Raw genomic sequence first — 23,174 nt, forward strand, 5'->3', positions numbered from 1 at the left:
AAGACTTGATACAGTGTGTGAGTGTATCATCTTTTAGTGAATAGAATCTATAGCCAACGAGTAAAATTGTTGGCTATTTTTTTATGTCAATCGAGTAGATACAGCCATGTATAGATTTCTTTAGATTAGGTATACTTCCATCTTGTTCTTAGCTTAGTAACCATAATTGATCTTTCATATAAAATTCAACTATTTCACTTAGGATATGGACTTATACGATTGCATATATAAACGAAGAGATACAAGGCATTTCACACAAGATGATTTACCAGAAGAAGTACTAGAAAAAGCATTAGATGCTGCACATGCAGCTCCGTCAGTAGGTTTATCAGAACCTTGGAGGTTTATCGTTGTCAAGTCTCAAGAAAGAAAAAAAGAGATTAAAGACTTATTCCAGGAATCCAATACAAAAGCAGAATCTCAAATTACAGATTCCAAACAAACAGCACTGTATAACTCGTTAAAGCTTGAAGCTATTGAAGAAACACCTATTGGTATCGCTATATTTTGTGATACAAGTACTTTAGATTCCTTCACTATCGGAACCATTGGAAATACAAGTACACTGGAATGGAGTTGTGCCTGTGCAGTACAAAATTTATGGTTATCACTAACAGAACAAGGTTATGGTGCAGGATGGGTCTCGATTTTAGATTATAAGAAGTTCGAGAACTTATTTGAAGTGCCAGAAAACTGGAGAAGTTTAGGATATATGTGCTTAGGAAAACCTGCTACAGACTATGATGGACAACCGATGCTACAAAAAGAAAAATGGAAAGTAAGAAGTAAAAAACCTTACGTTAAGTACGTTTAATTATCAAGGAAAATCTATTTCATAAACTAATCACTATTAGTTGAATACCAATAAAAAAAAAGAACTTCAAGAAGACTATAGAAACAGAATCAATAGAGTCTTTACATTTATAGATAAGAATCTAGGCAATGATTTATCATTAGATAAAGTAGCAGAAATTGCCTATTTCTCACCCTTCCATTTTCACCGAATTTTTAAACTGATTACGGGTGAGACGTTAAATGAGTATGTGAAAAGAAAAAGGATTGAGAAGTCTGCAGCAGACTTATTACATAAAAATATAAGTATATCTGAAATCGCTCATCATTTTGGTTTTAGTGATGCTTCTTCTTATTCGAAAGCTTTTAAAAAATATTTCAAAGAAAGTCCTACTTCATTTATCAAACTCAATCATCTTAGACATAGCAAGATTAGACAAGTCAATAGCAAGAATGGACAAGAGTATCCGAATGATGAAAAATACCTTTGTATCATTAATAATTTAAGACAATGGATGACTATGAATGCAAAAATTGAAATTGTAGAATTACCAAAAATGAATTACGCATACGTTTCATGTATCGGACCTCAAAACCTTGGTAATGCTTTTCAACAACTGATACAATGGGCAACACCGAAAGGGTTAATGCATGATCAGGTAAAAATGATGACCGTTTATCATGATAGTTTTAAGATCACTGAACCCAATAAGGTAAGGATGAGTGCTTCAATACTTCTTCAAAAAGACGAAACTGTAGATGGAGCTATAGCATTAAGTTCGTTTTCTCCTCAAAAGTGCATTGTAGGTCATTTTGAAATCAACCCTAATGAATTTGAGAAAGCATGGACCGGAATGTTTCTATGGATGAATGAAAATGGATATAAAAAAGCAGAACAAGATCCTTTTGAAATCTATCATAATAATTTCAACGAACATCCTGAAGGTATTGCGATAGTCGATTTTTATATACCCATCGAATTGACTTGATTATTTGATTCACATCGTGGATATTAGTCATAACTATAAACACGAATCACAATCTATTATAACCAATGGAAAAAGAAGAACAAAAACACAATCCTGGCTTCCTAGAATATGTCTATAAATTAACAGAAGGAACTGATCTTAAAGAAGCACTTTCACTGAGTTTAGAGAATATTGATCGTATTGATATTGCCCAATTAAAACGTATCGGCTTAAAAACTTATGAAGCTGAAAAATGGACTATCAATAAGATTATCCAACATTTAATTGATTGGGAAAGGGTTTGGTGTTTTAGAGCCATCCTATTTGCCAGAGGCGAAGGAAGTATTCCTGATGCCCATGACCAAGAGATTATGGCAAAAAACTCCAATGCAGATGAACTTTCTATTGAACGATTAATCGAAGAGCTTCGAGTAGTCCGTCAATCCAGTATTTTGTTGTTCGATTCGTTTAATGATGAGATCTTAAATACAAATTGTGAGTTTTTTGAATACGAAATGCCACTATATGCTATTGGATATACCATTGCGGCACATCAAATACATCACTTAAATATCATTGAAGAACGCTATATTCCTTTGGATCAATAGTCTAAAACATTACGTTTACTTTTCATTTCTATCCCAAAATTAACACTACCTCTCTCATGAAAAAAATAGTTAAAGTAAGTCTTATCTTATTGGTAATTCTGATGAGCACCATGGCTATTCATGCTATTGCCATGCCTCAACTATCCAGATGTCTAGTTATCGATGCTTATGAATTTAAGCAAGTTGGCAATTTATATTACAGGCCTGATGTAAGTGAAGAAAAAATCACGGCTTTAACTACCTTGCTTGAACAAGCAAAAGAACGAAACCTCGAATTCTGGGGAAATACTACCGCTTCTCCAAAATTTATTTACTGTGATACTGATGATGATTACAGGAAATTTGGTTCTCCTATGATGACTCCTGCAGGAACTCACCCTCACTTTCAATCTTATGTTATCATATCAAGAGAGGGTTTAAATCTTGATATTCTAGCTCATGAAATCTGTCATGCAGAGTTGTCGGCTAGAGTTGGTTTTGTAACTAGAGCATTAAAACTCCCAGTTTGGTTTGATGAAGGTGTTGCCATGCAAATTGATCACAGGAACTACTATTCACTAGACTCATTGGCTGTTAAATCAAATCAATTTACAGAACTACCTGATATAGAAAATATGGGACCTGCTCAATTTTGGGGAGGTAATCACTCGGATATAAGAATGAACTATCTAACTGCCAAATACAAGATTCAACAATGGGATCCTGAGCAAAACCTATCCCTTTTTATCAAGAAAATAAATGAAGGAGCAAGTTTTGAAGAGGCCTATTCATTCAATAAATAAGACAAAAAGTAGTCAAAATAAATATTAAGTAATACAAACAACAAAAACTAAATGAGTACTGTAGAAATAATAAAAACTCAAACTGAAGATGCTTACAATTGGGTCAATAAATTGGTAGAAAGTATACCTCATGAACAATGGGATGAAACACCTGACATTATCGATACTAATGTTACTTGGCAAATTGGTCACTTGATCCTTAGCTTTAATTATCATTCATTAATGTCAATTAGAGGTCCACAACTTGATCTATACCAACAACTTCCTATACAAGAGTATTTTAAACTATTCGTCAACACTCAACCTTCAGAATGTATCGGAAAAACGGATGCAGTAGCATTGGTTGAGCACTTGAGGTTGATACAGAATAGATCAATCGAGATCATTGCTAATTTATCTGAAGACGATTTGAATGCACAATTAGAACCTACGAAAGTTCCTCATCCTATTGCGAAAAATAAATTTCAAGCATTAGACTGGAATGTAAAACATACTATGTGGCATTGTGGTCAGCTAGGGCTACTGAAAAAAGTCTTAGGACAACGCTATGATTTCGGTTTGAAGGTTTAAGCACCTGCTAAGTAGTTTGGAGCAAAATTTTTAAGTAATAATACTTTTCTATATTTGGTCTAAAATTATATATAACCTATTCATCAATACGCTAAATGAACCTAGATACAACAAAAATATCGTCATTTTTTGAGACAGAGTATCCACTTAACAAAGAAGGATTAAAAGAACTTCTGGGTTTATTTAGTGTAGTTGAATATAAAAAGAACACCCAAATCCTTACTTCAGATACCGAAGAACACCAACTGCGTTTTCTAAATAAAGGGGCAATTAGAGAATACTATGCATCGACTGAGAAAGAAACCAATATCAATTTCTATACAAAGCCTCAGTTTATAACCGATTTATCGTCGTTTATGAACGATACCAAAACAAAAAAGTACCAAGAGTCGCTCACCTCTATAGAGTTACTAGTAATTGATAAGGAACTGTTCAGAACCATCTTAGCAAAATACGATTGCGGTAAATCCTTTATAGATTTATCCTTTCAAAAGCTGCTAAAACAGAAGGAACTATTTGAATACAATAGAGTTACAAAATCCCCAGAAGAACTCTACCAAGAATTATTAATATATAAACCCAATTGGCTTCAATCTATTCCCCAATACCATATTGCTTCTTACTTAAATATTACCCCAGAAACATTGAGTAGAATTCGTAAACGCATTTCTTGATTCAAATCAATGGAATTGGAGTAGAGTATTCTGACTTTTGAATTATCAAAACAGAAACAGAATGAAATTACATCCAGTTAGAAAACTTCAATTAGACGGGTTTTTCCCGATGAATTGTTATGTTCTTGAAAGAAATAACAAGTGCTTTATCATTGATCCAGGTTATCAGAAAGAAACCATTCAAAACTACATTAAAGATGAAAATTTAGAAGTAGTAGGTATCTTATTAACCCATGCTCATATTGACCATATTGAAGCATTAGACTGTTTTAATGTACCGGTTTATCTTCATGAAAAAGAAGTCGAGATTTTACTAGATGATGATTTAAATGGTTTCGGTTTTTTCAATAAAGAAAAAGATTACGACATCAATACTATTGATATTGTGCCTATTAATGAAGATACCATTATTGATCTTGAAGGCTACGAGATATCTGTAATATTTACTCCAGGACATACCAAAGGAGGCGTATCCTATAAAATAGGTCATGATATCTATACTGGAGATACACTATTTGAAGGTTCAGTAGGAAAATGGGATAGACCAACAGCCAATCTTAACGATCTCAAGCAATCGGTCATCAAATTAATCGATGAACAAGCAGAACATATGTTAATTCATCCTGGACATGGTAGAAGTAGTACCATAGGTGCAGAAAAGAGATTTAACACCTTTTATAACGAATGGAAAAGAGCAAATTAAATTAATTATTATGAAGATATCACACATCAGAAACGCAACAATGGTCATAGAAACCAAGGATAAAGTGATTTTAGTTGATCCTATGCTTGGTGCAAAAGGTACTGCTGGCCCTACATTCACACTTTTCAGATATAAACCACAACGCAATCCAATTCTTGATTTACCAAGTAATGCTAATCAAGTCGTTGAGAAAACTACACATTGTCTTATTACTCATTTACATCCTGATCATTTAGACAAAGATGGAGAGGAGTTTTTAAGAGCGAAAGACATTCCTGTGATTTGTAGCGTAAAAGATGAAGCTGAACTTCTAAAACGTGGGTTAAACGTTACACAAGTAGTCAAGTATTGGGAACATTCGCCATTCTTAGGAGGAACCATTGAAGGGATTCCTGCTGTACATGGTTATGGATTTATAGCAAAGCCAATGGGCAATGTAATGGGTTTTTACATTCAATTACCTGATGAACAATCGATTTACTTAAGTGCAGACACTATTTATACTGATGATGTTCATAAAGTGTTGGTAGAATATCAACCTCAAATTAGTGTAGTGGCGAGTGGAAGAGCTCAATTAGACATTTTCCAACCCTTGCTAATGAAAATGGAAGATATCGTGAAATTCGTAGAAAACTCTCCAAATAAAGTAATAGCGAATCACTTAGAAGCAGTAAATCACTGTCCAATTACGAGGAAGGAGTTATCCTCAGAGCTATCCAAAAAGGGGTTACTAGAAAAAACATATATCCCAGAAGATGGCCAAATGATGGAATTCTAATATTACCAAAATAGCGATTGTGATAAATTTCTCAATCGCTATTTTTTTATTATCGGGCTAGACTTTCTAACTTTTTTATTGATTATATTTACCATAACACTTATACGCTAAACGTTACTCTACAAATTAAACCATCACTACAAATGAGCACCAAAAACATCTATTTTACATTGTTCATCTTGGGATCCATTATACCTTACTATGAGTTTATTAGTTTTATCATAAAAAATGGGTTAGATCTTGCTCTTTTATTCGACCAACTTTTAGCTACTCCTATCAGTCGTTTTTTTGCCTATGATGTTATAATTTCTGCCATTGTTTTATTGCTATTCATACTAAAAGAAAAAGATGATGTAAAAAACTATTGGCTTTCGATTGTTGTCACTTTCGTTATCGGTGTATCTGCGGGATTGCCATTGTTCCTTTATCAAAAAGAAAAAAATAATTAGTTAAGCAAGAACTCCCGTTATAAATAGCATTACAAATAATATTTCAACTATTTTATTCCTTCAATTTTAAGATTACCATAAATAATTCTTCTAAGTAAGAAGCTTTCTTCTATATTTGCATATCAATCTATTTATATTAAGTCTAAATAAAAACTAAAAGACTAACATCACTTTTTAATAATCTATGTTATGGGAGCAATTTGGGATTCCGTTGCAGATTTTTCAACCAATTTAAAAGGCAAATCAGCAATTTTTGTTTATTCAATCATTTTCATTGAATGGTTCTTTTTGTGGAGAATTCAGGTCATAAAAAAACACAAAGAAACCTTAGTTAATATCTTCTCTTATGTTATAGAATCACTTCCTTATCTATTACTTGGACCAATTGTCATTCTAGGTGTCATGAACTTTACCTACGAACACAGGATCTTTACTTTAGGAACTGAGTGGTATGTATGGTTAGCAGCCTTTCTATTACTCGATTTCGGACGATGGTTTATTCATTTTTTAGGACACAAAATTCGAATTTTATGGTGTATTCATGGGGTTCATCATACTCCAAAAGAAATGAGTTTTTCCGTTACAGTTAGAGGTTCTTTTTTAGGTATTCTACTATCACCTCATAGTTTTATTTGGTTGCCAATATTAGGCTTTAATCCTTTCTTGGTGTTAATCGTTGATACGATATGTAGGGTGTATGTTGTTTTAGAACATGGGAATGAAAAAGTAATTGGTAAGCAACGCTGGATGGAATTGTTTTTTATTTCTCCATCAGCACATCGGGTACATCATTCCAAAAACCCAATTTACCTCGACCGAAACTTTGGGGAGACCTTTTCAATTTGGGATCGAATATTTAATACATTCCAAACAGAATTGGACCATGAAAAACCTGAATTGGGGATTATGAATGATAAATTAGATCCAAGTAATCTAAAGAGTGTACAACTTACTCTCTGGAAAGATTTATGGAAAGACGTAAAAGGGGCTCCAACCTTTATCGATAAGATCAAATATATCCTTTATCCTCCAGGCTGGAACCATATTGATGGCGGAAAACTTGCTGGTGAGTTTCGTAAAGAAGCTCTTGATGAGTTAAGGACAGAGGAACAAAAAACTACAGAACAAGTTGTATAGAAGCAATTAATCCATACCCCAAAGTTCAAATCAATTCCCTTGAGCTTTGGGGTATTTATTTTTTCTATCCTTTAGCACTACGTCAACACTTGAAGATTTAACAGACCTTTATATTACCGACTACTTCATAACTTTCTTTATATTTCTTCATCTATATTAATCTGAAAAAATAGCTATCTTTGAATTGAGAACAATAAACTAAACCTTCCCTACTCATGTGGTCACATGAGCTGAATTGATAAATAAAACGTCACTAAATGAAATGAGACTATCCTATTACTTCACCATTACATTATTACTATTCATTGTAAGTTGTAACCAACAAAAAACTCCAACAGATCCAATAGAACAAAGGGTAGAAGCATTACTTTCAAAGATGACCTTAGAAGAAAAAATAGGTCAGACGGCTTTACGAGGTACGTCAAGTAGGGTTAAAGGAGCTTTGCCAGAGGAAATGAAAGAAGCGGTTCGAAAAGGCCATGTCGGTGCTTTTTTAAACATCATGAATACCGACTATGTTGATGAATTACAACAAATAGCAGTCACTGAAAGTCCGAACAAAATTCCATTGATTTTTGGTAGAGATGTCATCCACGGATTTAAAACTATTTTTCCAATTCCATTGGCGACTGCTGCTACATGGGATCCAAAACAGGCCGAAAATACAGGTAGAATTTCAGCTATCGAAGGTACTTCCTCAGGTATCAACTGGACATTTGCTCCAATGTTGGATATCGCAAGAGATAGTCGTTGGGGTAGAGTCGCAGAATCTCCTGGAGAGGACCCGTACTTAGGAAGCCTAATGGGAGAAGCCTATATTAAAGGGTTCCAAGGGGATAACTTAACAGATAAAACAAGTATGGTCGCTTGTGCCAAGCATTTTATTGGATATGGTGCTGCAGTAGGTGGACGAGATTACAATACGGCAATAATCTCAGATCCTTTACTGTACAATGTCTACTTACCTCCTTTCCAAGCTGCTATTGATGCTAATGTTCAGACATTTATGTCGTCGTTTAATGAGCTCAATGGAGTGCCTGCATCTGGTGACAAAAAAATCATGACGGATCTTTTAAGAAATAAAATGGGTTTTGATGGCTTTGTTGTAAGTGATTGGAACTCTATTACAGAAATGATTCCTCATGGGTATGCTGCCGATGAAAAACATGCTGCAGAATTGGCATCCAATGCAGGTGTAGATATGGAAATGACATCACAGTCGTACGAGCATCATATTAAAACCTTAATCAAAGAAGGTAAACTTGAAGAAAAGCAATTAGACTTTTTAGTAAAAAATATCTTAAGGGTTAAAATAAGAATGGGGCTTTTTGAAAATCCTCACCGAGATAAAAAACATGATGGTCATCTGTATTCAGAAAAGCACCTTTCTTTAGCTAAAGATGCTGCTGCAAAAAGTATGGTATTATTAAAAAATGAGAATACTGTTCTTCCTCTCAAAAAATCTCAGAAGGTGGCACTTATTGGACCTCTTGCTGATGCCCCATTGGATCAAATGGGTACTTGGTGTTTTGATGGAGAGAAAGAGCACTCTCAAACACCTTATATGGCCATGAAAGAAAAAGTATATGGTTATGAAGCAGGCCTAAAATACAGCAGGGACAAGTCCACTTCTCAATTTAAAAAGGCCATTCAATTGGCTAAGAAAAGTGATGTCATTGTTTTTGTGGGGGGTGAAGAAGCTATCCTTTCTGGTGAGGCACATAGTAGAGCTGAGATTAATCTTCCGGGTGCACAAGAAGAACTTATCCATGAGTTATCGAAATTAGGGAAACCTATCGTTTTAGTCATCATGGCTGGACGTCCTATTACTATTGGTAATATAAAAGATGAAGTGGAGGGTATTCTAATGGCATGGCATGGAGGAACAATGGCCGGCCCTGCCTTAAATGATATATTGTATGGAAATATTGCTCCAGAAGGACGATTACCAATTACATGGCCAAAGTCTTCAGGACAACTTCCGTATTACTATAATCACAAAAATACGGGTAGACCTGCTAAAGCAGAAAAGTTTGTTCAGATGTATGACATCCCTGTTGGTGCTTGGCAAAGTTCGCTGGGTAATGAATCACATTATTTAGATGTAGGTTACCTTCCTGAGTATCCTTTTGGATATGGTTTATCCTACACCCAATTTGCCTACTCAAACATCAAAATTTCCAAAAAAGAAATCGTAGAAAATGAAACAATAGAAGTTTCTGCACTGATTAAAAATACAGGAAAAGTAGAAGCAACTGAAACTGTACAACTCTACATACAAGATGTGATAGGTTCTTTAACTCGACCTGTAAGAGAGTTGAAGGATTATGAAAAAGTCTTCCTAAAAGCAGGAGAAGCTAAGCGAGTGACATTTACCATTCATACCAACCAGCTTAAGTTTTACAATAGAGACTTAAAACAGGTCTTAGAAAAAGGAGATTTTAATGTATGGATTGCTCCTTCCGCAGCTGAAGGATTAAAAGAATCATTTATCTTAAAATAATTTATCCTGATATCCCTTATACATCAATAATTCTGATAGTATAAGGGATATTTTTTGTTCTTATGAATTGAATTCGATCTAATATACACTACTTTAAACACACATACTTTGACATATATTCATCATAGACTAAACACAAATGCTACTACATAAGATCGTACAGTGGGGAAATCAAAACCCTAGAAAAATCTTTATCATAGATGGAATAGGTGCTTGTATTTCTTCCGTTATGTTAGGCGTCATATTAGTACATTTTGAACAACTCTTCGGAATTCCCATTTCCACACTTTATGTCCTAGCGATATTTCCTTGCCTTTTTGCAGTATATGATTTGGTTTGCTATTTCGTCAACATCAAATCCATATCCATTTACATAAAAGGAATTGCTGTCTTTAACTTATTATATTGCTTCTTATCTTTGAGTTTTGGTATTTATCATAAAGAACAAATAACACTTTTGGGTTGGAGTTATTTAATTGCTGAAGCGATCATTATTCTTTTGTTGGCCTCTGTTGAATTAAGTATAAACTCCAATACATCTAACTAACAACTAGAAAATGTATAGAGCTATCGTCGTCTTTTCACTTATTCTGTTTTTTCTAAACTCTTGCAAGAAGGAAGAGGTTAATGATCTCTTGTTACCTAAATCTGATCAAGCGGAATTGCTTGAGCTAGAGTTGGTCTATCATCAAGAAACCTTCTTATCAACCATTACTGATTCTATCGTTTCAATGAATCAATTATTCCCTTACGAAGCTGATGAAGTAGGCATTAACAAGATTAGTGTTTCAGCAATGGCAACTGTCAATACAACAGAGGGCGATAGATTTTCATTTCAAGAAAGTCCCATATCAATAAAAGTAACTGCTGAGAATGGAGAAAATGTAAAAGTATATTCTCTAATCTTAGAAAAGGATACCATCCCCAACTACGCTGATTTATTATTTAATCAGTTTACAGACTCCAATTGTGATATCTATGCTACGATCGCCGTTGATGATTTGATCATTGAAAATAATGCTTGGAATGCTGGAAATCTACCAAATAACAGTTATACTCAGTGTATTTATGCATATGATAAAAATGACCTTTCTATAGTAGGTTGGGAATGGCAATACCCTGATAATGCCTATGGTGTTAATGCATACCCACAACTTATCTATGGTTGGAAACCGTGGCAATCGGCTTCTTCTACAACTGCACTGCCAAAGAAAATTGAAGATATCAGTACACTAAAAGTAAATTATGAGGTGGAAGTCACTAGAAATGATGGAGACTACAATCTTGCCTTTGATAATTGGATCAACTCTTCTGCTGAGGTGACACCTCAAAATATTCTGTTTGAGTTTATGATTTGGGAAGATGATCACCAATTAGTTCCTTTTGGGGATTTCCAAGAAAATGTAACAACAACCAATGGTACCTACAAGTTTTTTATGGGAGAACCAGACTGGGAACCTGAAGGTAGCAATTGGACTTATCTAGCCTTCCAACGCACCCAAAAACGTAGTAAGGGTACTGTAGATATTGATGAACTACTCTCCTATTTAATAAATAAAGGGATTGTATCATCAAACAGTTATTTCACTTCTGTAGAACTCGGAAATGAAATTGGTAACTCAACAGGGAAAACAGTGATAAAACACTTCGATGTGGAGATCAATTAACATAAACGATTTTATAATATTAAACATGTTGGTCGATAAGAATTTGATTCCCATCTGGATCTGTCAAGGTCAGACTTGCGGGACCTGTTGTCGTTTCGTCAGCTTCTGATGAGAGTTCAATTCCATGACTTTTCAAATTCTTCTGAATCTCTCTGATGTCCTCGAATGTATCTAAAGTGTTTCCGTTTTCATCAAAACCTGGGTTAAAAGTGATGATATTTTTTTCAAACATCCCTTGGAACAAACCAATAATAGAATTGCCATTCTTAAGGATCAGATAATTCATTTCTTCGTTTCCACCAATCACTTCAAAACCAAGATGTTCATAAAATTTTTTAGAGACTTGTAAATCTTTTACTGTAAGGCTGATCGAAAATGCTCCTAGCTTCATAATTCTAATTATTTTTAATAAGATAGATTCCTTAAAATGCCAAAAACAAATAGCTGACTTAATGATGTAATATTGAAGTAGTATAGATGTATTTATGAATACTGCTATTCTATTTTAGTTTTTGGATTAAGTTATTCTAATGTAGTAATTTACAACCATATTTAATCAATTAAATCACAAACAATTGGTTAATACCATCCACTCAAAAAGCTAATTTATTTCAATGTTCACTCAACTAAGAAGAAAGGCAATCTACTTCCGCATCTATCAATACTTTATCATATTGTCATTTATTTCGATGGGTTTCTATTCATGCGATAATACTTCTACAGAAGCTGTTATTCCTACATCTTCTACAGTATCATCAGATAATGAAGAAGATGATCTCGAACAACCCGAAATTCTTCCATTAGCAATCGATTCTTCAGACCTTGTGGTTCTACCATTAGATACTGGCGGAGTACATAAAGCATTCACTTTAGGTGCTACTCCTGCTGTTTTTGGACATTACATATATACACCAAGTGGTTATACTGATAGTGGAGCTGAGTATCCGCTTCTAGTGTTTCTACACGGTTGGGACCCTTCGGGATATACAGGTTCTGACTTTTCTGAACTCAATGAACTTCAACAAGGCGTTACTCCCCCTGGATTAATAAGTGAGGGAAAATGGAACCCATCGTTTCCTTTTATTGTCGCCTCTCCTAGACTTAAATCGTATGATTATTGGAGACCACAAGATGTTCATTCGTTTATCAATTATCTTATTCAAGAATATCAGGTCAATACAAGTAGAATTTATATTACCGGTCTCAGTTTGGGCGGTGGAGGTGCATGGTACTATGTTGGAGTGATGGGCACTGAAAACTATGCTGCTGCAATTGTTCCTATTAGTGCGAGAGGAGAACCTAGTATCGTTACCAATTTATCCAAAGTTCCTATTTGGGCTTTCCATGGTGATTCTGATACAACGGTACCACATAATGAAAACTTTGGATCTGTCCCTTTGGTTTCAGCGATAAATGCTAGAAACCCTGAGGTAAAAGCAAAAATTACAGTCTTTAATAATACAGGTCATGATGCATGGAGCAGAGTGTACTCCGATAATTTTACAAAACGAACTCAAGGTGATCCTTTTACAGTATCTATTTATGACTGGCTCTTACAATACAAAAAAGAAAACCTTAATGAAGATAACTGAAAAAGTACTTTTAGGTCGCTAATACAAAAATGTATAACTCTTCTACGAAAATGTATAAGTAGCTGAACAGTGCCATGCTATACCTTTGTAATCAAATAATTAAACAACCTATTAAAGTATATGATTATGAATTTATCAGCAGGAAAAAACACAGTCACTTTTAAATCTTTTGGTATTGAACTAGTAGGTAACTTATACCTTCCAGAAGGTTTTGATGAAAACAAAAAATATAAAGCTATCGTTGGTGCAAGTCCATTCCCACAGGTAAAAGAACAAGTGTTAGGGACTTATGGACCAGAGATGGCAAAAAGAGGGTTTGTCTTTTTAGGTTTTGATTATCTAGGTATGGGTGATTCTCCGTCTTTACCTGGTGAATTTAAGCAGTCTAGGTATATGTTTAGACTAATTGAAAACACTTGGGATGCCGTTTCTTACTTAGGAACACTTCCTTTTGTTGAAGAGATTATGGGGTTAGGTGTTTGCCAAGGTGGTTCTATCATGGCCTCTGCTGCAGTAACAGACCATAGAATTAAAAAACTAGCTACAGTTTCAGGAATGATGGCAGCTGATGCTTTCCAATGGACAGACAAGACTGTTGTTAATCAAATGATTGCAGGAGCCAATCACTCTAAACAGAAAATCTATGAAACAGGTGCTCCAGATTATGTTGCTCCTTTTGGATTAACAGATGATCAATCTAGAGAAGAATATATCGAATTAGCAGGTACACCAATGGCAGGTGAATCTTATGATTATTATGGTAAAGATGGTATAAAAGGCCCTAAAGCAGTAGAAAACTTTACTAACATGCATATTGGTGACCAAGCAATGGAATCGCTAATATCTATCTCTGAACATTATGCAGATAAAATTGCACAACCTACTTTAGTGGTTTATGGTAAAGATGCTCCAACAGCAATATGCTCTACAGGATTTATTGATAAACTTACTAATGAGCATGAAGTTTTAGCAGTATCAGGTTTTGGTCATGTGGATTTCTATCATCATCCGGATGCAGTAAAAGTATCCACTGATGCTGTGGCAGAATTCTTTAATAAATAAAAAGTATCTTACTTTGATCAAGGATGGTTTGGGGTTTCTCAAACCGTTTTTGTTTTTTATTGAGTATATTGATTATGTAGATTTAATAACAACCCATATCAGAATAAAAAACCTACAGTCAATCAATGAGTCTTTACGAGAAAGAGATATTAAAAATAAAGGAAGATATCTATTCCAACCAGTGGCAATTAGATACTGTCATCGGTCTTCGAAATTATATCGACAATAACTTTAATGAAAAACTGAATTTAAATCTATTTTCTCGTATTAGGTTCGTTTCTAAATTCCATTTACTGAGATTATTTAAACGGTATTACGGTCAAACGCCCAATCAATATTTAATCGATAAAAGAATAGAAAAGGCCAAAGAATATATCAGTACAGGTGTTTCCATTTCGAACGCTTGTTATGATGTAGGTTTTGAAAGCCTAAGTTCTTTTAGCACATTATTCAAGAAAAAAACGGGATATTCTCCAAGTGAATATCAAAAGAGCAATTTTCGATAAGTCTCTTCATTTTCTAATGTCAATCTTTGTGTCATACTAATCATAAAATATTGAAAACATGAAAATTAAACTCGTAAGTATTCCCGTAGGTGATCAAGAAAAAGCACTAGAATTTTATACCTCAAAGCTAAATTTCATAAAGAAGATTGATATTCCCGTTGGCGGTGGAAACCGATGGTTAACGCTAGTCTCTAAGGAAGAGCAAGATGGACCTCAGTTATTATTAGAACCTGCTCCAAAAGATTTTGAACCTTCAAAAATCTATCAAAAGGCATTATTTGATGCTGGACTTCCCTATACGCAATTTGATGTTGAAGATGTTCAAAGTGAATATGAAAGATTAATAAAATTAGGGGTTGAATTTAGTGTAAAACCCATCGAAATGGGGACCGCTAAACTTGCTGTCTTTAATGATACTTGTGGCAACTATATCCAAATTGTTGAAGTCCTCTAATCACTATTATATATATTAAGTAATACATTAAATAAAAGATAATGAAAAACCAAATAATTCGTTCACTAACTTTCCAAGATGGTAATGCTGAAAATGCTATGAATTTATATGTAGAACTATTTGAAAATTCAAGTATTCTAAATATTAATAGATGGGGGAACCAAATGCCTAATATGGAAGGAAAAATAATGCAGGCTACTTTCGAACTCAATGGAAACTTATTTATGTGTAGTGATAGTCCTGCTATTCATGATTGGAATTTCTCTCCTGCTGTTTCCAACTATGTTGAATGCCAAGATGAAACAGAGATCCATCGATTATATTCAAAGTTATTAGAAAACGGAAATGCACCCATGGAATTAGCTAAGCATGGTTTTAGTCAAAAATTCGGTTGGGTAATCGATCAATTTGGCGTTTCATGGCAATTGAATTTAAAATAACATATTTCTACCATAAAAACGGTTCGAACTTAAAATTGAACCGTTTTTTGCATTTAAAGAGTATACTATTTTTTCCTTAAACTACTTTTCATCTAAATCATTTTACATGACGCCAAGCCATCAATTAGACTTAAGGTCTAGACATCCTAACTTTCAAGAATATTTGGCTATTAATGAAAACGAGTCTGATCGAGTTAGAAAAGAATACCATTGCCACCTCAATGTAAAATATGGAGAGGCTCCTCTTCAAAATTTAGATATCTTCCCATCTAGTTCACCCAATTCTCCTATTCTAATTTTTATCCATGGTGGTTATTGGAAAGCTTTAGATAAAAGTAGCTATAGTTTTGTCGCAGAGCCATTTATTCAAAAAAACATCACTGTTTGTATCATCAACTATAGATTAATACCTGATGTAACGATGGAAGGTGTCCTTTCAGATATCTCATCTTGCATATATTGGATTCAAAAGAATGCTGATAAATACCATGGGGACCCCAAAAGTTTAGTCCTTTCTGGTCATTCTGCCGGAGGACATCTTGCCTTGATGGCTTACTTGATCAATAACGATATAAGATCAAATATTTTAGGTATATGTAGCCTTAGTGGTTTATTCGATTTAGCACCCATCAAGAACAGCTACTTAAATGATATCTTACAATTAGATGACCGAAGTGTTCAGCAGTTTAGTCCTACAACTAAAGAATTAACCCAGCTCAAATGTCCAGTCTTTTTGACTGTAGGAGCAGGTGAAACCGATTTATTTATTGAACAATCCAAAAGATTATATCAAGAGAATAAGTCTGCGTCTCCACTGGAATACTTTGAATACCCCCAACTTAATCATTATGAAATAGTACATAAATTAGGGGAACTAGATAACCCTATTGTTGATTTTATTTTTGATAGATTTAAGGCGAAATAAAATTTTTGTTGAGTAATTAGCATAATGGAAGAGGAAACTAGAAATATACCATTTAAAAATCATCAAAATCCCCATTCCCAATTTGACCTTCTCAGATTGGAAGAACTTTTTTTACGCAAAGACCTAGACCATAAACCCGAAGCTCTTCATCGAGTAGAGTTTTATATCATCATATTTATAGAGGACGGTGAAGGTTATCATTCTATAGACTTTAATGATTTTCAATGCTCGAAAGGAACATTAATTACCATTCGAAAAGATCAAATACATAAGTTTTTTAAAGACAATAATCTCAAAGGATCTTTACTACTTTTTACTAATGATTTCTTGGTAAGTTATCTCGAAAAAGCAGAAGTACAAAAAACAATGCTTCTATTTAACGAACTTCTAGGTGTAGCAAAATTACAGTTGCATGACCAGGATTTCTCAAAAGTGTTTCAAATTATTCATCGGATCAAGGAAGAATATTTTGATGTAAACGATGAACATTCGATGCATATCATTCGAAGTGAGTTACATATCTTGATTACTAATTTATTCCGTATTAAAGCAAATTCTGAAAATATCGATTTCGAAAAAAAATATCTTAGAGAGTTTGTCATGTTTCAACAATTAGCAGAAGAAAACATCACTAAAACTACTAAGGTTCAGGATTATGCAAATATGATGAGTATTAGCAGCAAAACTTTAAATACCATTACAAAAAGTATAGTACATAAGTCTGCAAAAGAGTTTATTGATGAGATTTGTACAAAACAAATCAAGCGACTTCTTATCAATACAGAGCTATCCATTAAAGAAATCGCTTATCAATCAGGATTTGAAGAAACCACGAATTTCTATAAATACTTTAAACGCCAAACTCAATCAACTCCTGAACAATTTAGAGCCAACCACTAACACTTTCCCATTTTTACAGTCTTTATGCTCTTTTTAATAGCGATTTGAGGCAAAGAGAATAGCACCTTTGTAATACACTCTTCAACAATTTTTTTCAATTATGAAGTCAACAGTTATTCTTAATTTAATTGCTTTTGTATTCGTCCTAAGCAGTTGCAACTCAAATCAAAGTTCACATCTAAAAAAAGGAGTAAAAATGGAATCATCTAACAAAGAGAAAGTCGTAGCCCTACTAAACAGTTTCAACACAGGAGACCCTACACCTATTTCATACATCAATCCTGAAAAGTACATCCAACACAACCTTGCTGTTGGCGATGGCCTATCTGGATTCGGAGAAGTAATGAAAAATGCACCGGAAGGTGGTTTTAAAGCCAATGTCATCCGCGCTTTTGAAGATGGAGATTATGTATTCACACATACCGAGTATAATTTCTTCGGTCCAAAAGCTGGTTTTGATGTTTTTAGATTCGAAGATGGTCAAATAGTTGAGCACTGGGATAATTTAGCTGCTGTTACACCAGTCAATCCAAGTGGAAGAACTCAATTTGATGGTGCTACGGAAATTGCGGATATCAATAAAACAGAAGACAATAGAAAAGTGGTCCAACAGTTTGTCGATGAAGTTTTATTGAATGGTAAAATGGATAACTTAACTGTTCTTGTCAATCCAACAAAATACATTCAACATAACTCTGCTGTTGCTGATGGGTTGGATGGCCTTGGAGCTGCCCTTAAATATTTTGCTGAAAATGGAATGGTTATGAAATATGACAAAGTACACAAAGTGTTAGCCGAAGGTAATTTTGTCCTAACTATGAGTGAGGGTAAGTTTGGTAAAGCACCTGGTAATCATGTCGCTTATTATGACTTGTTCCGTTTAGAAAATGGACAAATTGTAGAGCATTGGGATGTCATTCAGCCCATTCCTTCCAAGGATGAATGGAAAAATCAAAATGGCAAGTTCTAAATTGCTATAGATAAAATATGTTGTCCATGAAAGACTACTCTGAGAATGAGTAGTCTTTTGTATTTAAGTTATTATATTAGATGTGGGCATGGTCCATTGCCTTAAATAAATACTCTTATTGCTAAAAGAAATAACTCTCAAAAATTAACAATGACTAGAAAAGAATTTATCAAAGCTTGTAGTATTCTTGGTATTTCCATTCCATTTCAAACAGTAATAGCTTCTTGTTCAAATGAAGACGATGAAAATACACCTACAGGTTTTTCTGATTCAGTAATAATAATTGGTGCAGGACCTGCAGGTATGTCTACAGCTTACTTATTTGCTCAACAAGGTATTGATTTCAAAATTCTCGAAGCAGCACCAACCTATGGTGGTAGAATAAAACACAATACTGCTTTTACTGATTTTCCTATCCCATTAGGAGCTGAGTGGATTCATGTAGACACCTCCATTTTATCTGATGCTGTAAACGATCCTTCTGTAAATATTACCACACAAACAAAAGGCTATCAAGGTAGTGATACTGTTGGTTATTATGATGGTAATTATGCTACTTTTTCATTGGCAAGTACCTTTGGAGACCATGAAGACAAAAAATTCATCAACAGTAGTTGGTTAGATTTTTTTGAAACGTATATCGTTCCAAGTATTCAGTCTAATTTTATCTTCAATACACAAGTAATTAATATAAACTATGAAAGTGATAAAGTTGTCGTCACGGATAGTAATGGCCAAACTTATGAAGCAGCAAAAGGGATAATAACTGTCCCCCTAAAAATACTTCAATCCAATGCAATAACCTTCGCTCCTGCTCTTCCAGAATCCAAAGAAAATACCATTAGTAAAGCTACTGTATGGGGAGGTATAAAAGTATTTATTGAATTTTCTGAGAAGTTTTACCCTACTTATCTTGGTTTTCCAGATAGTGAAACTAGTGAAGGACAAAGGATCTATTATGATGCATCATATGGTCAGAATTCAAATAAATATATATTGGGCTTATTTGCTGTAGGCAAACAGGCGGAACAATATCAAAACCTGACAGGTACTGCTCAAAAAGAATATATTCTTAATGAATTGGATGCCATTTTTGATGGCAAAGCAACGGCATCTTATGTTCAGCATATCGTACAGAACTGGAATGAAGAACCTTTTATCCAAGCCGCTTATTTAGCTGATAGTGCTTCAAGCAGTATCTCAAGAAACCTTTCTACATCCGTTGACAATAAACTATATTTTGCAGGAGAAGCGTATACTCAAGAAGACGATTGGGGTGGTGCACACAACGCGATTCGAAGTGCTAGAGATGTAGTTGAAGAAATTCTATAAGTGTATTGCTAAAGTTGTTTCCTATACAAAAATCAAGTCGAAAATGTATCACACACTTTGATAAAGTGTTGATTATCTGCCGTCTTTGTCCGGTTTATGTTAATTAATTTTCAGTAAAGAAATCCTTTTTTTTCAGTCGCTAAATTTCTGTTAGTATTAATCATTTCTGTATAATTTTCTCTTTGGCTTTCCCTCTAAATTGAATGCATTGAAATGAATTAATGTTAAACTATGAAATGAAAGCTATGAAAAAACCAGACTTTCTACTACTGTATTTAATGCTATTTTTCACTACCACTTCAATGGCCTATGAGGTGGGTGAAACTATTGAGGCAGAGAATACTACTCTGATTGGTAACACAGCAATTGTGTCTAAAGAATTTGCTTCGGGAGGAAGCTTTGTCAAACTGAATAAAACTCCTGTTGGTGCTATGGCTCTTACTTTTGAGAACATCGTTACAGCAGGAAAATATAAACTCCAATTGTATGCTTTTAATGCAAATGTGACGCAAAGTATAGACCTTTCTATCAATGGAGGAGATTTCTCCCCTGTAGTCATCCAACCTTCTAATTGGGCATACCAAGACTCAGCTAAAGTATCTATTATTGAAGTCGATTTATTAGCAGGAAGTAATACGCTTACTTTCCAAGCCAATCAAACATCGATCTCTATCGATAAGTTTATCCTTAAGGACTTACCCAATTTAAATAAACCCAATGTAATTGTGATCATGACTGATGACCTTGGGTATGCCGATGTTGGTTTTAATGGTGCTACAGATATTCCAACCCCCAACATCGACCGTATCGCTGAAAATGGTATACGATTCACTAGTGGGTATACTACTTATTCTGTTTGTGGCCCAAGTAGAGCCGGCTTTATTACAGGTCGATACCAACAACGTTTTGGTTTTGGTAGAAACCCGCTCTATAGAGTTGATGACCCTAACCAAGGTTTGCCGCTGGATCAACAAACCATTGCTGAATCTGTTGGACAAGTAGGCTATAGTTCTGGTATTATTGGTAAATGGCATTTAGGGGCCCATATCTCAAACCACCCTCTCAATCGAGGTTTTACCGAATTTTATGGTCACTTAGGAGGTGGTCATAATTACCATCCTGAAGATTTAGTGATTCAAGATAGTTACCAAGCAGCCAATGAGGAAGAAAGTTATGATACATGGATCATGAGAGACCATACTCCTGAAGAAACAGATGAATATTTAACAGATGAGTTTTCTACAGAAGCTGTCAGCTTTATCGATAGACATCAGAATAATCCTTTCTTTCTATTTCTTTCTTATAATGCTCCACATACCCCCTTGCAAGCGAAAGATGAAGACCTTGCACTCTTCTCTCATATTTCAGATGAAAAGAGAAGAACTTACGCAGCGATGGTCTATGCTGTAGATAGAGGAGTAGGTAGAGTTTTAGATCAGTTGGCTGCTCTTGGTTTAGAAGAAAATACAATGGTATTTTTCCTTTCGGACAATGGAGGCCCTGAACCCAAAAATGCTTCAGATAATGGTATCCTAAGAGGAGGAAAAAGTGATATCTATGAAGGGGGTTTTAGAGTGCCTTTTGCAATGCAATGGAAAGGGGTCTTAACAGAAGGAACTGATTACAATTATCCCGTTTCTGCATTGGATATTTTTGCTACCTTATCTGAACTGTCCAACTCTCCTATCGATCCCGATAAACCATTAGATGGTAAAAACCTGATTCCTTATCTCACTCAACAAGTATCAGGAAGGCCACATGAATCTATTTTTATTCAAAAGTTTGACAATGATAGACATGCTGTTCGCCATGAAGATTATAAGATACTTTACCATAAAGACGGATCGAACAAAAAGCTGTATGATTTAAGTACCAATGTAAATGAAGATGATACTGAAAATCTATATTGGAATTCCGACTTTAGGGCAACAAGAGATACTCTGGATTCCGTAATGGTAAGATGGGAAAGAGAACTACTTCATCCTATCTTCTTAGGTTTATTGCATGATGAAGAGATCTGGGCTACCGATGTCAATTTATCTACTAATGAATTAACCATGTCGCTCAATTCTAGTGAAACTATTAATGGCTCGATCGCTCCTGCAGATGCTTTTAATAATGTCTTAGAATGGAGCAGTAGTAATCCATTTGTGGCTACTGTGGATCAAAACGGGAAAGTTACTTCTTTGGCTGAAGGTCATACTGTAATTACAGCAAAGGTGATTGATTTAAGACAAATCTATTCGCAATGTATCGTTAAAGTGGGCAATCCTGCTTTAGCTACTTCTATTTCCTTATCACAGAATACTGCTAATTTAGTAACCGGTAAGTTTATTGATTTAGATGCAACAGTAACCGGAGAGGATAATTATGAAGTAACTTGGTCTAGTAATAATACCGCTGTTTGTACTGTTGATGAAACTGGTTTTGTGCTCACACATGCTGAAGGAAGTGCAACAATTACCGCCACTGTCATTGGACAAGAAGGTCTTTCTGCTACATGCAAAATTAACAGTACAGGAAATGAAATTTCAGACACTATTATTAACCCTGATTTTGAAGATGGACTTTCAGCTTGGTCTTATTATGGCGGAACCTCTATAGAATCTACTTCACCATTTGCAGGAACGAAATCTTTAAAAATGGTAGAAAAAGGTGGAGTCAGTCAGTTTTTTACTACAGAAGCCAATACATCATATACCTTAAAATTTGTAGCAAAGGTGGATAATCCAAGTATTCCTCCTCGATTGTATATCAAAGATGCGAATGGTAATAAATATTTTGAAGAAGAAATCACCTCTTCAAATTACACTGAACATGTTGTGCATTTCACTACATCAGAAGATGATTTTGTTGGTCAGGTCGGCTTTTGGAGACCAAAAGATGCTGTAGGCAATGCCTATTTGGATAATATAGAATTAACGATTGATACCAGTAATACTAGAGATCATCTCGTTTCTGAATTACCATCTGCAGAGAAAATGAAGTTTAGTATATATCCTAATCCCACCTCTGATGTAGTGAATATAAAATCTTCACATCATCAGACTACCAATGTGATCATTATCTATGATCTTATGGGAAGAAAGGTATGCTCTCAAGTTTTTACATCTCAGCTTTCCTTAGCCATCTCTCATTTACAAAAAGGAACTTATGTTATTTCCATCATCAGTTCTAGTGGAAAAAATCAAAAAAGTAAATTAGTAATACAATAACATAAGACCACCTCAGGTTTATTTCTGAGGTGGTTCTTTCCTTATCAATCAAATGGTAAGTTATATTTATCAAGAAGAAGGATAACGATATTATTGACTTATTCTTTTTGTGGTTCGTTTTTACTAAATTATTCTACTTAAAAACTT

Annotated in this window: 24 protein-coding genes; 23 read left to right on the forward strand and 1 reads right to left on the reverse strand. The window is 34.5% G+C overall.

Features of this window, described 5'->3' with window-relative positions:
- The first annotated feature begins 205 nt into the window (after positions 1-205).
- The 13 genes from bluB (at position 206) to QL232_RS00775 (ending at position 11,631) form a co-directional block, all read left to right on the forward strand.
- Positions 206-814 (forward strand): 5,6-dimethylbenzimidazole synthase, encoded by a 609-nt coding sequence (gene bluB / locus QL232_RS00715; protein ID WP_281612617.1) that lies wholly within the window; start codon positions 206-208, stop codon positions 812-814.
- A gap of 40 nt (positions 815-854) precedes the next feature.
- On the forward strand, positions 855-1,781 hold the full coding sequence (locus QL232_RS00720; protein ID WP_281612618.1) for an AraC family transcriptional regulator: 927 nt from the start codon (positions 855-857) through the stop codon (positions 1,779-1,781).
- Positions 1,782-1,846: 65 nt separating this feature from the next.
- Positions 1,847-2,368: a DinB family protein gene (locus QL232_RS00725; protein WP_168884516.1), complete on the forward strand. Its 522-nt coding sequence runs from the start codon at positions 1,847-1,849 to the stop codon at positions 2,366-2,368.
- A 56-nt stretch (positions 2,369-2,424) separates the two neighbouring features.
- On the forward strand, positions 2,425-3,150 hold the full coding sequence (locus QL232_RS00730) for a hypothetical protein (protein WP_281612619.1): 726 nt from the start codon (positions 2,425-2,427) through the stop codon (positions 3,148-3,150).
- Between the two features lie 51 nt (positions 3,151-3,201).
- On the forward strand, positions 3,202-3,720 hold the full coding sequence (locus QL232_RS00735) for a DinB family protein (protein ID WP_281612620.1): 519 nt from the start codon (positions 3,202-3,204) through the stop codon (positions 3,718-3,720).
- A 95-nt stretch (positions 3,721-3,815) separates the two neighbouring features.
- Positions 3,816-4,394, forward strand: a complete 579-nt coding sequence (locus QL232_RS00740; protein ID WP_281612621.1) for a Crp/Fnr family transcriptional regulator — start codon at positions 3,816-3,818, stop codon at positions 4,392-4,394.
- A 61-nt stretch (positions 4,395-4,455) separates the two neighbouring features.
- Entirely contained in the window at positions 4,456-5,097 is a 642-nt protein-coding gene (locus tag QL232_RS00745; RefSeq protein ID WP_281612622.1) for an MBL fold metallo-hydrolase, read from the forward strand.
- 10 nt (positions 5,098-5,107) lie between these two features.
- Positions 5,108-5,875, forward strand: a complete 768-nt coding sequence (locus QL232_RS00750; RefSeq protein WP_281612623.1) for an MBL fold metallo-hydrolase — start codon at positions 5,108-5,110, stop codon at positions 5,873-5,875.
- Positions 5,876-6,018: 143 nt separating this feature from the next.
- A complete protein-coding gene (locus tag QL232_RS00755) occupies positions 6,019-6,324 on the forward strand; it encodes a DUF2834 domain-containing protein (protein ID WP_281612624.1) in 306 nt (101 codons plus the stop codon).
- A gap of 189 nt (positions 6,325-6,513) precedes the next feature.
- Positions 6,514-7,461 carry a sterol desaturase family protein gene (locus tag QL232_RS00760; protein ID WP_281612625.1) on the forward strand — a complete coding sequence of 316 codons (948 nt, stop codon included), beginning with the start codon at positions 6,514-6,516 and terminating at the stop codon, positions 7,459-7,461.
- Between the two features lie 262 nt (positions 7,462-7,723).
- The gene (locus QL232_RS00765; protein ID WP_281612626.1) at positions 7,724-9,964 is read left to right on the forward strand and encodes a glycoside hydrolase family 3 N-terminal domain-containing protein; all 2,241 of its coding nucleotides are present in this window, start codon (positions 7,724-7,726) and stop codon (positions 9,962-9,964) included.
- Between the two features lie 139 nt (positions 9,965-10,103).
- Positions 10,104-10,511: a hypothetical protein gene (locus tag QL232_RS00770; protein WP_168884507.1), complete on the forward strand. Its 408-nt coding sequence runs from the start codon at positions 10,104-10,106 to the stop codon at positions 10,509-10,511.
- A gap of 10 nt (positions 10,512-10,521) precedes the next feature.
- The gene (locus QL232_RS00775) at positions 10,522-11,631 is read left to right on the forward strand and encodes a hypothetical protein (protein ID WP_281612627.1); all 1,110 of its coding nucleotides are present in this window, start codon (positions 10,522-10,524) and stop codon (positions 11,629-11,631) included.
- 19 nt (positions 11,632-11,650) lie between these two features.
- On the opposite strand, the gene QL232_RS00780 is transcribed toward QL232_RS00775, so the two are convergent.
- Complete coding sequence (locus QL232_RS00780; protein WP_281612628.1) at positions 11,651-12,022, reverse strand: VOC family protein; 372 nt, start codon at positions 12,020-12,022, stop codon at positions 11,651-11,653.
- A gap of 223 nt (positions 12,023-12,245) precedes the next feature.
- Between QL232_RS00780 and QL232_RS00785 the strand changes: the two genes are divergently transcribed.
- The 10 genes from QL232_RS00785 to QL232_RS00830 all read left to right on the forward strand — a co-directional run bounded on the left by QL232_RS00785 (position 12,246) and on the right by QL232_RS00830 (position 23,027).
- Complete coding sequence (locus QL232_RS00785) at positions 12,246-13,223, forward strand: dienelactone hydrolase family protein (protein ID WP_281612629.1); 978 nt, start codon at positions 12,246-12,248, stop codon at positions 13,221-13,223.
- A 126-nt stretch (positions 13,224-13,349) separates the two neighbouring features.
- A complete protein-coding gene (locus QL232_RS00790) occupies positions 13,350-14,285 on the forward strand; it encodes an alpha/beta hydrolase (protein WP_211093374.1) in 936 nt (311 codons plus the stop codon).
- A 125-nt stretch (positions 14,286-14,410) separates the two neighbouring features.
- Positions 14,411-14,791: an AraC family transcriptional regulator gene (locus tag QL232_RS00795; protein WP_281612630.1), complete on the forward strand. Its 381-nt coding sequence runs from the start codon at positions 14,411-14,413 to the stop codon at positions 14,789-14,791.
- Between the two features lie 58 nt (positions 14,792-14,849).
- Positions 14,850-15,245: a VOC family protein gene (locus QL232_RS00800; RefSeq protein ID WP_281612631.1), complete on the forward strand. Its 396-nt coding sequence runs from the start codon at positions 14,850-14,852 to the stop codon at positions 15,243-15,245.
- 41 nt (positions 15,246-15,286) lie between these two features.
- A complete protein-coding gene (locus tag QL232_RS00805) occupies positions 15,287-15,685 on the forward strand; it encodes a VOC family protein (RefSeq protein ID WP_281612632.1) in 399 nt (132 codons plus the stop codon).
- 106 nt (positions 15,686-15,791) lie between these two features.
- A complete protein-coding gene (locus QL232_RS00810) occupies positions 15,792-16,610 on the forward strand; it encodes an alpha/beta hydrolase (RefSeq protein WP_281612633.1) in 819 nt (272 codons plus the stop codon).
- 24 nt (positions 16,611-16,634) lie between these two features.
- Positions 16,635-17,510, forward strand: a complete 876-nt coding sequence (locus QL232_RS00815) for a helix-turn-helix transcriptional regulator (RefSeq protein WP_281612634.1) — start codon at positions 16,635-16,637, stop codon at positions 17,508-17,510.
- Between the two features lie 196 nt (positions 17,511-17,706).
- The gene (locus tag QL232_RS00820) at positions 17,707-18,480 is read left to right on the forward strand and encodes a nuclear transport factor 2 family protein (protein ID WP_281612635.1); all 774 of its coding nucleotides are present in this window, start codon (positions 17,707-17,709) and stop codon (positions 18,478-18,480) included.
- Between the two features lie 150 nt (positions 18,481-18,630).
- On the forward strand, positions 18,631-19,812 hold the full coding sequence (locus QL232_RS00825; RefSeq protein ID WP_281612636.1) for an FAD-dependent oxidoreductase: 1,182 nt from the start codon (positions 18,631-18,633) through the stop codon (positions 19,810-19,812).
- Positions 19,813-20,057: 245 nt separating this feature from the next.
- Complete coding sequence (locus QL232_RS00830) at positions 20,058-23,027, forward strand: sulfatase-like hydrolase/transferase (protein WP_281612637.1); 2,970 nt, start codon at positions 20,058-20,060, stop codon at positions 23,025-23,027.
- The last annotated feature ends 147 nt before the right edge of the window (positions 23,028-23,174 follow it).

This window comes from Flammeovirga sp. SubArs3 (assembly GCF_947387565.1).
In the GTDB taxonomy this organism is placed as follows: domain Bacteria; phylum Bacteroidota; class Bacteroidia; order Cytophagales; family Flammeovirgaceae; genus Flammeovirga; species Flammeovirga agarivorans.